This is a genomic window from Photobacterium piscicola, assembly GCF_900166965.1.
Lineage (GTDB): Bacteria > Pseudomonadota > Gammaproteobacteria > Enterobacterales > Vibrionaceae > Photobacterium > Photobacterium piscicola.
On sequence record NZ_FUZI01000013.1, the window covers coordinates 35,243 to 49,542 of the forward strand.

Consider the following 14,300-nt stretch of genomic DNA (forward strand, 5'->3'; position numbering starts at 1 on the left):
TCGATAATGAAACAACGTTTAATACAACTTATCGCTCAAACTGACCTGCAGGTCACAGAACAACAACTCGATCAATTGATTGGTTATGTGCAACTGCTGCATAAGTGGAATAAAGCGTATAATTTGACTTCTGTGCGTGATCCTAATGAAATGTTAGTTAAACACATTATGGATAGCATTGTTGTTAGCCAATATTTAGATGGTGAGCGTTACATTGATGTGGGTACGGGGCCGGGTTTACCTGGAATTCCATTAGCAATTATGTGCCCGCATAAATCATTTACGCTGCTTGATAGCTTAGGTAAACGAATTCGATTTATTCGCCAAGTGATCCATGAGCTAAAAATTACCAATGTGACTGCAGTTCAAAGTCGAGTTGAAGAGTTTGATCCCGGTGAAGGTTTTGATGCGGTATTAAGTCGTGCCTTTGCTTCAATGTCAGACATGGTTAATTGGTGTCACCATTTGCCTAAGTCAGGCGGCCAGTTTTTCGCTCTTAAAGGTCAGTACCATCAGGATGAAGTCTCCGATTTACCTGAATGGTGTACTGTTGTTGAAGTTAAATCTTTGCAAGTACCTGAACTTGATGGTGAACGTCATTTAGTTGTTTTAACGGCAAAAGATTAATTGTTGAGGTTTTTTTTGTGGGAAGAATCATAGCTGTTGCAAATCAGAAAGGTGGTGTTGGTAAAACAACATCGTGTGTCAATCTGGCTGCTTCATTGGCTGCTACGCAGCGTAAAGTATTAGTGATCGATCTCGATCCTCAAGGTAACGCTACCATGGCTAGTGGGGTCGACAAATATCAAGTCGAATCTACCGCTTATGATCTTCTTGTTGAAGAAACCCCATTTAATCAGGTTGTTATTAACGAAACCACGGGTGGCTATCATTTGATAGCCGCTAATGGCGATGTAACTGCAGCTGAAATTAAATTGATGGAAGTGTTTTCCCGTGAGACGCGATTACGTAATGCACTGGCGCCTGTTCGTGACAATTACGATTATATTTTTATCGATTGTCCGCCATCTCTAAACTTATTAACAATCAATGCGATGACGGCAGCTGACTCAGTGTTAGTGCCGATGCAGTGTGAATATTTTGCCCTTGAAGGTTTAACCGCATTGATGGACACCATCAGTAAATTAACCGCGGTTGTTAATAGTGATCTCAAAATTGAAGGGTTATTGCGGACCATGTTTGATCCCCGTAACCGACTTTCAAATGAAGTGTCACAACAGCTTAAAAAACACTTTGGTGATAAAGTATATCGCACTGTTATTCCTCGCAATGTTCGTCTTGCTGAAGCGCCAAGTCACGGTCGCCCTGCAATGTATTATGACAAATATTCTAGTGGTGCTAAGGCGTATTTAGCGTTAGCCGGTGAAATGATTCGCCGTGATGAATTAGCACTGCAAGCCCCCCAGGTTGAAGCGTAAGGTTTTCCATGAATTTCAATAAACGAGGCTTGGGCAAAGGCCTTGATGCCCTATTAGCCACCAGCAATGTTGCTCAAGCTAAAAAACAGCAAAGTGATGACAACGCATCACAACAGGCTGCCGTTGATGGTGAATTACGCCAGATTGCAGTTACCGCACTTAAATCAGGTCAATATCAGCCTCGTAAAGCAATGGCGGCTGATGCGTTAACTGAATTAGCGGAATCGATTCGTGCTCAAGGTGTTATTCAACCGATTGTTGTACGCCGTATTGATAGCCAAAGTTATGAAATCATTGCCGGTGAGCGTCGCTGGCAAGCAGCCCGTCAAGCGGGTCTACAGGTTGTACCTTGTATTATTAAAAATGTTGATGATCGTGCTACGGTGGCGATTGCGCTGATTGAAAATATTCAACGTGAAGATCTTAATGCAATCGAAGAAGCGCGTGCGCTAGAACGTTTACAACAAGAGTTTTCATTAACGCATCAACAAGTTGCCGATGCGGTAGGTAAATCACGTGCCGCGGTTTCTAATTTATTGCGATTGAACCAATTATCTGACGCCGTCAAACAATTGGTTGAGCAAAAACAGTTAGAAATGGGTCATGCAAGGGCTTTATTGGCCTTAGACGAGCAACAACAGTTAGCTGCTGCACAAATTATCATCAATAAGTTGTTAACTGTGCGTGAGGCTGAAAAGCTAGTAAAAACGTTATTAAATCCAACTGAAACGCCGGCGAAGTTAGCACCTCAACCTCAAACGGTGGCATTGCAATTAAGTTTGAGCGAGCGTTTTGGTACTAAAGTTGCCGTAAACCAAAATAAAAATGGTAAAGGCAAAATTGTTATTAATTTTGATCAACAAGATAAACTAACGCAAATTCTTGCAATGCTTGGTCACGATTTGTGATCTAGTCGCGAGAATTATTAATTCAAGCGTTATGTGAAAGTTGATGGGTTATTTTGTTGTAAAATATAAATGTTTTTTTGCTGCAATAAGATTGCATTCAATCTATTCAGCCGTATAATTTTCGCTGTATTTCCCTGCACTCATGTGTCGTGGAATGGACTCGAGGAACGAATACATGGTATCGGCGCTAGTGAAACCGGGACGCCAATTGGCAAAGCGGTTGCTGTTACTACAATCTGGCGTCGTAGTAGTTACGGCATTAACGGCAGTCTTCGCTGTCAATGTTGACTGGGGAATCTCTGCACTTATCGGTGGTGGTATTTTTGTAATTGCCAATGCCGTATTTGCTATGTGTGCGTTTATGTACAGTGGTGCCAGGAAGGCACGATTAGTCATGGCGTCATTTTATGGCGGAGAAGTGCTCAAAATCCTCATTACAGTCATCCTTTTTGCCGCAGCTTACCTGTATAAAGGGGTGGAACTTGTTCCCCTCCAACTAACCTATTTGCTGGTCCTTGGTATTAATATTTTTGGACCGGTTTTATTCATTAACAACAACAAATAGGATGAGTTATGGCTGCGCCAGGTGAAGCGCTAACGCCGTCAAGCTACATAACCCACCACTTAACTAACTTATCGACTGATAAGCTAGGTTTAGCGAGTGAAGGTAGTTTCTGGACGGTAAATATCGACAGCCTTATTTTTTCTGTCTTAACCGGATTATTCTTTTTATGGGTATTTCGTAAGGTAGCAAAACAGGCGTCATCAGGAGTTCCAAGCAAGTTACAATGTTTTGTGGAAATGATTGTTGAATTCGTTGATACCAACGTTAAAGATACTTTCCATGGCCGCAATCCACTTGTTGCTCCGTTAGCACTAACCATTTTCTGTTGGATTTTACTGATGAACATCATGGACCTTGTGCCAATTGATTTTCTTCCGTATGCCGCACAAAGTGTTGGAATTCCTTATTTGAAGGTGGTTCCAAGTGCTGACGTTAACATCACTATGGCAATGGCGTTAGGTGTATTCGCATTGATGATTTACTACAGCATCAAAGTGAAAGGTCTACTCGGCTTTGCAAAAGAACTGGCTCTTCACCCGTTCAATCACCCAGTAATGATTCCATTTAACTTACTACTTGAAGTGGTATCGCTGATTGCGAAGCCAATTTCTTTAGGTATGCGTTTATTCGGTAACATGTTTGCTGGTGAAGTGGTGTTTATTCTTATCGCGGCGTTGATGCCGTGGTGGGCTCAATGGCTAGGCTCGGTACCGTGGGCTATTTTCCACATCCTGGTCATTACAATTCAAGCATTCGTATTCATGATGTTAACTATTGTGTACCTGTCTCAGGCGCATGAAGACAATCATTAACGATTATTTGTAAATTTTAGATTTTTTATTGGCACTTTAGCCGACAACTATAAACTGGAGATAGTGATGGAAACTTTACTAAGCTTTTCTGCAATTGCCGTGGGCATTATTGTAGGTCTTGCTTCCCTTGGTACAGCGATCGGCTTCGCAATTCTTGGTGGTAAATTCCTTGAAGGCGCTGCACGTCAACCTGAAATGGCGCCAATGCTACAAGTTAAGATGTTCATCATCGCAGGTCTATTGGACGCCGTTCCAATGATCGGTATCGTAATCGCGTTGCTATTCACATTCGCAAACCCATTTGTTGGCCAACTAGCTGGCTAATAAACCGCTGTGATCAGCCTTTCTCAAGAAGGCTGACTCCAGAGTAAATGGACCCTAGCAACCCTTTTTAAGGAGATGCGTTGTGAATATGAATGCAACTTTGCTGGGTCAGGCTATCGCTTTCTTCTTCTTTGTCGTGTTCTGCATGAAATATGTATGGCCGCCAATTATGGAAGCGATTGAAGAACGTCAGAAAAAAATTGCTGACGGTTTGGCAGCAGCAGATCGCGCTGCCAAAGACCTGAACCTTGCACAAGCTAATGCTTCTGATCAATTGAAAGAAGCGAAACGCGCCGCGAGTGAGCTGATTGAACAGGCAAATAAGCGTAAAGCTCAAATTGTCGATGATGCGAAAATTGAAGCCCAAGCTGAGCGTGAAAAGATTCTTGCTCAAGGTCTGGCTGAAATTGAAGCTGAACGTAATCGTGCTCGTGATGAGTTAAGAAAACAAGTTGCAACTCTAGCTGTGATTGGCGCTGAGAAGATCATTGGTCGCTCCATCGATATGGAAGCGCAAACTGATATTCTTAACGAACTCACTGCAGAACTGTAATTAAAGGGGCAAGCACATGTCGGATATGACTACTATCGCACGCCCCTACGCTAAAGCAGCATTTGACTTTGCGGTCGAGAAAGGCGAACTAGCACAGTGGGCAGAAATGCTAACTTTTGCTGGCGCTGTGGCAACTAATGACACTATGCAAGATATTCTTGATAGTGGCTATGCCGCTGACAAGCTCGCTGAAATTTTTGTTTCAGTGTGCGGTGAGCAACTCGATGAATTCGGCCTTAACTTAATTAAAGTGATGGCTGTAAATGGACGCCTCAATGCGCTACCTGATGTCTGTGGTGAATTTATGCTGATGAAACATGAGCATGAAAAAACTATCGAAGCTATGGTGATCTCTGCCATCGTTCTTGATGAAAGCCAGTTAGATGCGATCAGCGCCAAACTTGAGCAGCGTTTAGCACGTAAAGTGATGTTGACCTGCAGTGTAGACGAGACCCTGATTGCTGGGGTCGTAATTAGAGCTGGAGACCTTGTTATCGATAACTCTGTACGGGGAAAATTGAACCGTCTGAGCGATACTTTGCTGTCTTGATTTGGGGAATTGGAGCATGCAACTTAATTCCACGGAAATTAGCGCACTGATCAAACAACGTATTGAAAACTTCAACGTTGTAAGTGAAGCGCGTAACGAAGGTACTATCGTTTCTGTAAGCGATGGTATTATTCGAATCCATGGCCTTGCTGACGTAATGCAAGGTGAAATGATTGAACTACCTGGCGGCCTGTTCGCTTTAGCACTTAACCTTGAGCGTGACTCTGTTGGTGCGGTAGTTATGGGCCCTTATGCTTCGCTACAAGAAGGCATGAAGGTAACCGGTACTGGTCGTATTCTTGAAGTACCTGTTGGCCCAGCACTACTTGGGCGTGTTGTTAACACCCTAGGTCAGCCTATTGATGGTAAAGGTTCAATTGAAACAGAGACATTCTCTCCTGTTGAAGTAATTGCACCGGGTGTAATCGATCGTAAATCTGTTGATCAACCAGTACAAACTGGTTACAAAGCAGTGGATGCGATGATTCCTATCGGTCGTGGTCAGCGTGAGTTGATTATCGGTGACCGTCAAACGGGTAAAACTGCGATGGCTATCGATGCCATCATTAACCAGAAAAATTCTGGTATCTACTCTGTGTATGTGGCTATTGGCCAGAAAGCTTCAACGATTGCGAACGTGGTTCGTAAACTTGAAGAGCACGGCGCATTGGAAAACACTATTGTTGTGGTTGCATCTGCTTCTGAAGCGGCAGCACTACAATACCTTGCACCTTACTCAGGTTGTGCAATGGGTGAATATTTCCGTGACCGTGGCGAAGATGCACTGATCGTATACGATGACTTGTCTAAACAAGCCGTTGCTTATCGTCAAATCTCACTATTGCTGAAGCGTCCACCAGGCCGTGAAGCATTCCCTGGTGATGTTTTCTACCTTCACTCTCGTCTTCTTGAGCGTGCATCACGAGTTAGTGCGCACTACGTTGAGAAATTTACGAATGGTGAAGTGACAGGTAAAACCGGTTCTTTAACTGCGCTACCTATCATTGAAACGCAAGCTGGTGACGTATCGGCGTTCGTACCGACCAACGTTATCTCTATCACTGATGGACAAATCTTCCTACAAACAGAACTGTTCAATGCGGGTATTCGTCCTGCGGTTGATCCAGGTATTTCTGTATCGCGTGTAGGTGGTGCTGCCCAAACTAAAGTTATCAAGAAGCTTTCTGGTGGTATTCGTACTGCCCTAGCACAGTACCGTGAACTAGCAGCGTTTGCTCAGTTCTCGTCAGACCTTGATGATGCAACCAAGAAGCAACTTGATCACGGCCAAAAAGTGACTGAGTTGATGAAGCAAAAGCAATACTCGCCAATGTCTGTATTTGAGCAAGCTATTGTTATTTTTGCTGCTGAAAAAGGTTTCCTAGGCGATATTGAAATTGCCAAGTTAGCTGATTTCGAAGCTGCGTTGCTTTCATTTGCCAAAGGTCAATTTGCTGAGTTAGTAGCTCAAATTGATAAAACGGGTGCTTACAACGATGAGATTGAAGCGCAGTTCTCGAAACTGCTGCAAGATTTCAAAGCGACCCAAACTTGGTAATTGGTGGGTGATCGCTTAGCGATCACCTTCTAACGGAGAGTGACGATGGCCAGCGCAAAAGAGATTCGTAACAAGATCGGCAGTGTTCAAAATACACAGAAGATCACCAAAGCGATGGAAATGGTGGCCGCTTCTAAAATGCGTAAAACGCAAGAAGCGATGGAGTCATCACGTCCATATGCACAAACTATGCGCAAAGTGATCGGTCACCTCGCCCTTGGTAGCCTTGAGTATAAACATCCTTATCTCGAAGAGCGTGAAGCCAAGCGCGTCGGTTACATCATTGTTTCTACTGATCGTGGTCTGTGTGGTGGTTTGAATATTAACTTGTTCAAACAAGCCATTAATAATGTTCAGACTTGGACTGAAAAAGGTGCGGAAGTTGATCTTGCGCTAATTGGCGCGAAAGCAACGGCCTTTTTTAACAACTACGGCGGTAACGTAACGGCTCAGGTTTCAGGCCTTGGTGATTCACCAACGGTTGACGAGCTGATCGGTACAGTTGGCGTAATGCTAAAGAAATATGATGAAGGTCAATTAGATCGTTTGTATCTGGTATACAACAAGTTTGTAAATACCATGGTGCAAGAACCGGTGATTGATCAATTGTTGCCTTTGCCTAAGTCAGAAGACGAAGAGATGCAGCGCAATCATTCTTGGGATTATATTTATGAGCCCGAGCCTAAACCTTTACTTGATGCTTTATTGGTTCGCTATGTTGAATCACAAGTGTATCAAGGCGTGGTTGAAAACCTTGCCAGTGAGCAAGCGGCACGAATGGTAGCAATGAAAGCTGCAACAGATAACGCAGGTGATCTTATCGATGACTTGCAACTTGTGTACAACAAAGCCCGTCAGGCGGCGATCACACAAGAATTATCAGAAATCGTTTCTGGTGCATCTGCTGTTTAAGGCAAAGAATTAATAAGTTTAGAGGATTAACGATGGCTACAGGTAAGATCGTCCAGATCATTGGTGCAGTAGTCGACGTAGAGTTTCCACAGGACTCTGTACCCAAAGTATATGATGCCCTACATGTTGATGCGAAAGAGAAAGGTACGTTAGTACTGGAAGTTCAGCAGCAACTTGGTGGCGGTGTTGTGCGTGGTATCGCAATGGGTACTTCTGATGGCTTACGTCGTGGTTTGTCTGTAGAAAATACAGGCCGCCCTATTGAAGTACCAGTGGGTACGGCAACACTAGGACGTATCATGAACGTTCTAGGTCAACCCATTGATGAGTGTGGTGAAATCGGTGAACAAGAGCGTTACGCTATTCACCGTCCAGCGCCAAGCTATGAAGAACAATCAAATGCAACCGAGCTACTAGAAACTGGCGTTAAGGTTATCGACCTTATCTGTCCGTTTGCTAAAGGTGGTAAAATCGGTCTGTTTGGTGGTGCGGGTGTTGGTAAGACCGTTAACATGATGGAGCTTATCAATAACATCGCCCTACAACACTCAGGTTTATCAGTGTTTGCTGGTGTGGGTGAGCGTACTCGTGAAGGTAACGATTTCTACTTTGAAATGCAGGAAGCTGGGGTTGTTAACCTTGAGAAGCCTGAAGAATCTAAAGTAGCAATGGTTTACGGTCAGATGAACGAGCCTCCAGGTAACCGTCTACGTGTTGCTTTGACTGGTTTAACCATGGCTGAGCGTTTCCGTGATGAAGGTCGTGACGTACTGTTATTTATCGATAACATCTACCGTTACACCCTTGCGGGAACAGAGGTGTCAGCACTATTGGGTCGTATGCCTTCTGCGGTAGGTTACCAGCCAACACTTGCTGAAGAGATGGGTGTGTTACAAGAACGTATCACATCAACTAAGTCAGGCTCTATCACATCAGTGCAGGCGGTATACGTTCCTGCCGATGACTTGACTGACCCATCACCAGCAACAACGTTTGCTCACCTTGATGCGACAGTTGTTCTATCACGTCAAATCGCATCGCTAGGTCTATACCCTGCGATCGACCCATTGGATTCAACATCTCGTATGCTTGATCCATTGGTAGTAGGTCAAGAGCATTACGACGTTGCGCGTGGTGTTCAAAGTTTACTACAGCGTTATAAAGAGCTGAAAGATATCATCGCAATCCTAGGTATGGATGAGCTATCTGAAGAAGATAAGCAAGCTGTATCGCGTGCGCGTAAGATCGAACGTTTCCTAACGCAGCCTTACCACGTAGCAGAAGTATTTACCGGTTCACCTGGTATTTACGTATCACTAAAAGATACGTTACGTAGCTTTAAAGGTATTTTAGCTGGTGAATATGACGATATCCCTGAGCAGGCATTTATGTACTGTGGTGCGATTGAAGACGTATTAGAAAACGCCAAAAAACTGTAAGCTAATTAGGAGGCGATATGGCAGCGATAACCTTTCACCTGGATGTCGTCAGCGCTGAGAAACGTTTGTTTTCTGGTCGTGCTGAAAATATTCAAGTAACAGGTAGCGAAGGTGAGCTCGGTATTCATGCCGGCCACACGCCGTTGTTGAGTGCGATTACTCCAGGTATGGTACGTATTATTAAGCAAGGCGGTAAAGAAGAGGTTATTTATCTTTCTGGCGGCATGCTTGAAGTGCAACCTGGTATCGTAACTGTACTTGCTGACACTGCTATTCGTGGTATTGATTTAGATACTGCGAAAGCTGAAGAAGCAAAGCGCCAAGCTGAAGAGAGAATTCATAATCAGCATGGTGATATCGATTTTGCCCAAGCAGCCAGTGATCTAGCAAAAGCAATTGCTCAGCTACGCGTTATTGAATTGACGAAACGTTCACGTTAATCATTGAATAACTGCACCATAGAAAGCGACCTTAGGGTCGCTTTTTTTATCGTTGTTCTCTATGTGGTTAACTAATTAATAACGTGCATATATGGTTGTCATTGTTATGGCTTATTTTTAAACATGTATAAATAAAAGTTATTTATAACGAGTTTTTTTGTTGGTTATTTTTTAGTTAAAATATGCAAATCATTCTTAAACCTATGTGCATCTACAGGTACAATAGGGATATATAAACTTTATATGCATTCAGAGGAATACTCGTCATGAGCTTTAGTGCTGTGATTCTTGCCGCGGGAAAAGGCACCCGTATGTACTCTAACTTACCCAAGGTACTTCATACCCTTGCAGGTAAGCCAATGGTTAAGCATGTTATCGATACATGTAATGATATTGGTGCAAATAGCATCAACCTAGTTTATGGCCATGGTGGCGATACCATGCAGCAAGTACTAGCCAAAGAAAATGTTAATTGGGTATTACAAGCAGAGCAACTAGGTACCGGACACGCGGTTAATCAGGCAGTACCAAATCTTGCTGATGATGAGAAAGCATTGATTTTGTACGGTGATGTACCATTAATCAGTGCACAAACATTAGAAAACTTGCTTGATGCTCAACCAAGTGGTGGTATTGCATTACTGACTGTTGTACTCGATGATCCTTCAGGTTATGGCCGTATTGTGCGTCGTAATGGCCCGGTTGTGGCAATCGTTGAAGAAAAAGACGCAACAGAAGAGCAAAAGCTAATTAAAGAAGTTAACACTGGTGTGTTGGTTGCCAATGGTGGTGATCTTAAGCGTTGGTTAGCTTCACTTAAGAACGAGAACGCTCAAGGTGAATATTACTTAACTGATATTATCGAAATCGCACATAACGAAGGCCGTGCTGTTGAAGCGGTACACCCTGCGTTAGCGATTGAAGTTGAAGGGGTGAATAACCGAGTTCAACTGGCGCGTCTTGAGCGTGCATTTCAGAGTATGCAAGCTGAGCGCCTATTAGAACAGGGTGTTATGCTGCGCGATCCAGCACGCTTTGATTTACGCGGTGCACTACAATGTGGTACTGATGTTGAAATCGATGTGAACGTTATTATTGAAGGTAGCGTAAGCATTGGTGATAACGTGGTTATCGGTGCTGGTTGCGTGCTAAAGAATTGTGAAATTGATGATAACAGTATCATTAGCCCTTACAGCGTAATTGAAGGTGCGACTGTTGGTGAAATGTGTACTGTAGGCCCATTTGCACGTCTACGTCCAGGCACTGAATTACTGACTGGTGCGCATGTGGGTAATTTCGTTGAAATGAAGCAAGCACGTTTAGGCCTTGGTTCTAAAGCGGGTCATCTTAGCTATTTAGGTGATGCTGATATTGGCGCAAATGTAAATATCGGTGCGGGTACTATTACCTGTAACTATGATGGTGCTAATAAATTTAAAACAGAAATTGGTGACGATGTATTTGTTGGTTCAGATACTCAGTTGATCGCGCCTGTTAAAGTTGCTGCTGGCGCAACCATTGGCGCTGGCTCAACCATTAACCGTAATATCGGTGAAGATGAGCTAGTGATCACGCGTACGCCTGCACGTACGATCAAAGGTTGGAAACGCCCAACTAAAAAATAGGCTTATTCCATAGCTGAAAAAATGTCAGTTTAAAGTCTTAAAAACAATCAAGCAGAGCCTAAGCTCTGCTTTTTTTTTGGCTTTTTTTTGACCATGTTTGGTGTTTTGATGGACATATTATTATCCTTTTAGTGCATTTTTTCGTGTCGAAAATTATTTAAAGGGTATTGCAGAATCCTTTTTATTGACGTTATACTAGTTTCAAATCGAAACTTATTGTGTTGTTTAACATTCATGTCGAAACGTAATACTCAGCAGCGTCGTCATGCTATTGCCGTTATGGTCAGTGAGCAAGGCGAAGTTAGCGTTGATGTTTTAGCGCATCATTTTTCTACTTCAGAAGTTACTATTCGTAAAGATCTCGCGGTATTAGAGGTTACTGGCTCACTGCTACGTCGTTATGGTGGTGCTATTGCTATGCCTACTGAAATGGTTTCTACCGAACAAGCTGAACAAGTTTCAGTTTGTAAGTTAGCTATTGCTCAAGCAGCAGCAGAGCAAATTCGCGATCACCATAGAATTATCATTGATAGCGGCAGTACCACAGCAGCATTGATTTCATTACTTGGTAGCAAACAAGGCTTAATCGTAATGACTAATGCATTACATGTTGCTAATGCCCTTAACGCGCTTGAAAACGAGCCGACGTTATTAATGACTGGTGGTACATGGGATCCCCATTCTGAATCATTTCAAGGGCAAGTCGCAGAATCTGTATTACGTTCATATGATTTTGATCAGCTCTTTATTGGCGCTGATGGTATTGATGTCGCGCGCGGTACGACCACATTTAATGAATTAATGGGGTTAAGTCGAGTGATGGCTGAAGTATCGCGTGATGTAGTGGTGATGGTCGAATCCAATAAGGTTGGCCGTAAGATCCCCAATCTTGAACTTGCGTGGCAAGGAATTAGCACCTTGATCACCGATGATGGTTTAAGTGACGCAGATAAACAAAGTATTGAACAACATGGCGTGCGCGTTATTCGCGCGCCCGTAAACGTATAACATCAAAATAACCAAAGCAGTGGTAAAGGAATTATTATGTGTGGGATAGTGGGTGCAGTTGCACAACGTGATGTAGCTGAAATTTTAATTGAAGGTTTACGTCGTTTGGAATATCGCGGTTATGACTCCGCAGGTGTTGCAATTGTGAATACAGACAATGAGCTTCAGCGTGTGCGCCGATTAGGTAAAGTACAAGAATTGGCTGATGCGGTTGATAATATGCCTTTAAGTGGCGGCACGGGTATTGCACATACGCGTTGGGCAACCCATGGTGAACCTTCTGAAGCTAATGCCCACCCCCATATTTCTGGTCAACATATTGCTTTAGTTCATAACGGTATTATTGAAAACCATCAGTCATTACGTGAATTATTGCTTGAGCGTGGCTATGTATTTAGTTCGCAAACTGATACTGAAGTGATCGCACATTTAGTCGATTGGGAATTACGTTCTGCAGCGAGTTTGCTTGAAGCCGTTCAAAAAACGGTATTACAGCTTCAAGGTGCATACGGTACGGTAGTGATGGACAGTCGTGATCCTGAACGAGTGGTCGTTGCTCGTTCTGGCAGTCCGCTCGTGATCGGTCTTGGTGTTGGTGAAAACTTTATTGCCTCGGATCAATTGGCGTTATTAAATGTTACTCGCCGCTTCATGTTCTTAGAAGAAGGTGATGTTGCTGAAGTAACACGACGTAAAATCTCAGTATTTGATAGCAATGGCCAAGCGGTTGAACGCGTGGTGAGTGAATCAAATATTGAGCATGATGCGGCGGATAAGGGTCAATATCGTCATTACATGCAAAAAGAGATCTTTGAGCAGCCAAGTGCATTGATCAACACCATGGAAGGCCGTATTAGTAATGATCATGTGATCGTGGAAAGTATTGGCAGTGATGCGACGGCGATCTTTGATAAAGTAGAACACATTCAGATCATCGCTTGTGGTACTTCTTATAATGCCGGCATGGTTGCACGCTACTGGTTTGAATCAATTGCGGGCGTTAGCTGCGATGTTGAAATTGCTTCAGAGTTTCGTTACCGAAAATTTGTTACTCAGCCCAATAGTTTACTGATCACTCTGTCTCAATCAGGTGAAACGGCTGATACATTGGCAGCATTGCGTTTAGCAAAGCAAAAAGGCTATATGGCGGCAATGACCATTTGTAATGTGGCTGGATCATCGTTAGTTCGTGAATCTGACTTAGCCTTTATGACGCGTGCAGGGGCTGAAATTGGTGTTGCCTCGACGAAAGCATTTACTACTCAGCTGGTGGCATTATTAATGTTAGTCACGGCGCTCGGTAAGCAGCAAGGTAATATTGATCGAGTTCAAGAGCAACAAATCGTGACAGCATTACATCAGTTACCGACTCAAATTGAAAAAGCGTTGGCGTTTGATAAACCCATCGAAGTATTAGCTGAAGATTTTGCTGATAAACAACACGCATTATTTTTAGGTCGTGGCGAGTTTTATCCGATTGCTGTTGAAGCATCATTGAAATTGAAAGAAATTTCTTATATTCATGCTGAAGCTTACGCGGCGGGTGAACTTAAGCATGGTCCATTAGCATTAGTTGACGCTGAAATGCCGGTTATTGTGGTGGCTCCGACCAATGATTTGCTTGAAAAGCTTAAGTCAAATATTGAAGAAGTTCGCGCTCGTGGTGGACTGTTGTATGTATTTGCAGATGATGAAGCTGGATTTGAGGAATGTGAGGGCATGAAAATTATCACCATGCCAAAAGTAGATGAGATTATCGCCCCTATTTTCTATACCATTCCGATGCAATTATTATCCTATCACGTTGCTTTAATTAAAGGGACGGATGTCGATCAGCCACGTAACCTTGCTAAAGCGGTAACGGTTGAATAAAACGGTTATTGGTCTTTAAGGCGTAAGATTAACACGTTAAAAAAGGCACCGTGAAGGTGCCTTTTTTTATGTTTGATAGTGATAGCTTGTAAAGCCTAATTATATTGGCACTAATAACGCTTTTTTTGCGAAATAGAAATAACGCCCTTCCAAATTTCGAACTGCAATTCAAAATACAAAAAACCGATGCCATTAATGACTAATTGTCTGATTTTTGCTCACTCTTACCCCAAAAAACTTGGCGTGCCATCTGCAAGGAGAGTCACTACTACTAATGCTGATAATTGATGGGTGG

15 protein-coding genes are annotated in these 14,300 nt (G+C 43.1%); all 15 read left to right on the forward strand.

Annotation, left to right across the window (positions count from 1 at the left end; all coding sequences use genetic code 11):
* Window positions 1-6: 6 nt before the first annotated feature.
* Window positions 7-627 (forward strand): 16S rRNA (guanine(527)-N(7))-methyltransferase RsmG, encoded by a 621-nt coding sequence (gene rsmG / locus CZ809_RS18745; RefSeq protein WP_080159054.1) that lies wholly within the window; start codon window positions 7-9, stop codon window positions 625-627.
* A gap of 17 nt (window positions 628-644) precedes the next feature.
* The gene (locus CZ809_RS18750; protein ID WP_080159055.1) at window positions 645-1,439 is read left to right on the forward strand and encodes a ParA family protein; all 795 of its coding nucleotides are present in this window, start codon (window positions 645-647) and stop codon (window positions 1,437-1,439) included.
* A gap of 8 nt (window positions 1,440-1,447) precedes the next feature.
* A complete protein-coding gene (locus tag CZ809_RS18755) occupies window positions 1,448-2,347 on the forward strand; it encodes a ParB/RepB/Spo0J family partition protein (protein ID WP_080159056.1) in 900 nt (299 codons plus the stop codon).
* A gap of 175 nt (window positions 2,348-2,522) precedes the next feature.
* Window positions 2,523-2,912: a F0F1 ATP synthase subunit I gene (locus tag CZ809_RS18760; protein WP_080159057.1), complete on the forward strand. Its 390-nt coding sequence runs from the start codon at window positions 2,523-2,525 to the stop codon at window positions 2,910-2,912.
* Between the two features lie 8 nt (window positions 2,913-2,920).
* Window positions 2,921-3,724 carry a F0F1 ATP synthase subunit A gene (gene atpB / locus CZ809_RS18765; protein WP_080159058.1) on the forward strand — a complete coding sequence of 268 codons (804 nt, stop codon included), beginning with the start codon at window positions 2,921-2,923 and terminating at the stop codon, window positions 3,722-3,724.
* 66 nt (window positions 3,725-3,790) lie between these two features.
* On the forward strand, window positions 3,791-4,048 hold the full coding sequence (gene atpE / locus CZ809_RS18770; protein ID WP_012551447.1) for a F0F1 ATP synthase subunit C: 258 nt from the start codon (window positions 3,791-3,793) through the stop codon (window positions 4,046-4,048).
* An 82-nt stretch (window positions 4,049-4,130) separates the two neighbouring features.
* Window positions 4,131-4,601, forward strand: coding sequence for a F0F1 ATP synthase subunit B (gene atpF / locus CZ809_RS18775; RefSeq protein ID WP_080159059.1), 471 nt, complete (start codon window positions 4,131-4,133; stop codon window positions 4,599-4,601).
* A gap of 16 nt (window positions 4,602-4,617) precedes the next feature.
* Window positions 4,618-5,151 (forward strand): F0F1 ATP synthase subunit delta, encoded by a 534-nt coding sequence (gene atpH, locus CZ809_RS18780; RefSeq protein WP_080159060.1) that lies wholly within the window; start codon window positions 4,618-4,620, stop codon window positions 5,149-5,151.
* Window positions 5,152-5,167: 16 nt separating this feature from the next.
* On the forward strand, window positions 5,168-6,709 hold the full coding sequence (gene atpA / locus CZ809_RS18785) for a F0F1 ATP synthase subunit alpha (protein ID WP_080159061.1): 1,542 nt from the start codon (window positions 5,168-5,170) through the stop codon (window positions 6,707-6,709).
* 45 nt (window positions 6,710-6,754) lie between these two features.
* On the forward strand, window positions 6,755-7,621 hold the full coding sequence (gene atpG / locus CZ809_RS18790) for a F0F1 ATP synthase subunit gamma (RefSeq protein WP_080159062.1): 867 nt from the start codon (window positions 6,755-6,757) through the stop codon (window positions 7,619-7,621).
* A 32-nt stretch (window positions 7,622-7,653) separates the two neighbouring features.
* On the forward strand, window positions 7,654-9,060 hold the full coding sequence (gene atpD / locus CZ809_RS18795; RefSeq protein WP_080159063.1) for a F0F1 ATP synthase subunit beta: 1,407 nt from the start codon (window positions 7,654-7,656) through the stop codon (window positions 9,058-9,060).
* Between the two features lie 17 nt (window positions 9,061-9,077).
* Complete coding sequence (locus CZ809_RS18800; RefSeq protein WP_080159064.1) at window positions 9,078-9,500, forward strand: F0F1 ATP synthase subunit epsilon; 423 nt, start codon at window positions 9,078-9,080, stop codon at window positions 9,498-9,500.
* A 266-nt stretch (window positions 9,501-9,766) separates the two neighbouring features.
* Window positions 9,767-11,125, forward strand: coding sequence for a bifunctional UDP-N-acetylglucosamine diphosphorylase/glucosamine-1-phosphate N-acetyltransferase GlmU (glmU, locus tag CZ809_RS18805; RefSeq protein WP_080159065.1), 1,359 nt, complete (start codon window positions 9,767-9,769; stop codon window positions 11,123-11,125).
* A gap of 234 nt (window positions 11,126-11,359) precedes the next feature.
* A complete protein-coding gene (locus CZ809_RS18810) occupies window positions 11,360-12,133 on the forward strand; it encodes a DeoR family transcriptional regulator (protein ID WP_080159066.1) in 774 nt (257 codons plus the stop codon).
* Window positions 12,134-12,169: 36 nt separating this feature from the next.
* Window positions 12,170-14,005 carry a glutamine--fructose-6-phosphate transaminase (isomerizing) gene (glmS, locus tag CZ809_RS18815; protein WP_080159067.1) on the forward strand — a complete coding sequence of 612 codons (1,836 nt, stop codon included), beginning with the start codon at window positions 12,170-12,172 and terminating at the stop codon, window positions 14,003-14,005.
* Window positions 14,006-14,300: the final 295 nt, after the last annotated feature.

Bases quoted from the DNA above. Each gene is read 5' to 3' on its own strand.
- rsmG (WP_080159054.1), top strand. From the start codon at position 7: ATGAAACAACGTTTAATACAACTTATCGCTCAAACTGACCTGCAGGTC.
- CZ809_RS18755 (WP_080159056.1), top strand. From the start codon at position 1,448: ATGAATTTCAATAAACGAGGCTTGGGCAAAGGCCTTGATGCCCTATTA.
- CZ809_RS18760 (WP_080159057.1), top strand. From the start codon at position 2,523: ATGGTATCGGCGCTAGTGAAACCGGGACGCCAATTGGCAAAGCGGTTG.
- atpB (WP_080159058.1), top strand. From the start codon at position 2,921: ATGGCTGCGCCAGGTGAAGCGCTAACGCCGTCAAGCTACATAACCCAC.
- atpE (WP_012551447.1), top strand. From the start codon at position 3,791: ATGGAAACTTTACTAAGCTTTTCTGCAATTGCCGTGGGCATTATTGTA.
- atpH (WP_080159060.1), top strand. From the start codon at position 4,618: ATGTCGGATATGACTACTATCGCACGCCCCTACGCTAAAGCAGCATTT.
- atpA (WP_080159061.1), top strand. From the start codon at position 5,168: ATGCAACTTAATTCCACGGAAATTAGCGCACTGATCAAACAACGTATT.
- atpG (WP_080159062.1), top strand. From the start codon at position 6,755: ATGGCCAGCGCAAAAGAGATTCGTAACAAGATCGGCAGTGTTCAAAAT.
- atpD (WP_080159063.1), top strand. From the start codon at position 7,654: ATGGCTACAGGTAAGATCGTCCAGATCATTGGTGCAGTAGTCGACGTA.
- CZ809_RS18800 (WP_080159064.1), top strand. From the start codon at position 9,078: ATGGCAGCGATAACCTTTCACCTGGATGTCGTCAGCGCTGAGAAACGT.
- glmU (WP_080159065.1), top strand. From the start codon at position 9,767: ATGAGCTTTAGTGCTGTGATTCTTGCCGCGGGAAAAGGCACCCGTATG.
- CZ809_RS18810 (WP_080159066.1), top strand. From the start codon at position 11,360: ATGTCGAAACGTAATACTCAGCAGCGTCGTCATGCTATTGCCGTTATG.
- glmS (WP_080159067.1), top strand. From the start codon at position 12,170: ATGTGTGGGATAGTGGGTGCAGTTGCACAACGTGATGTAGCTGAAATT.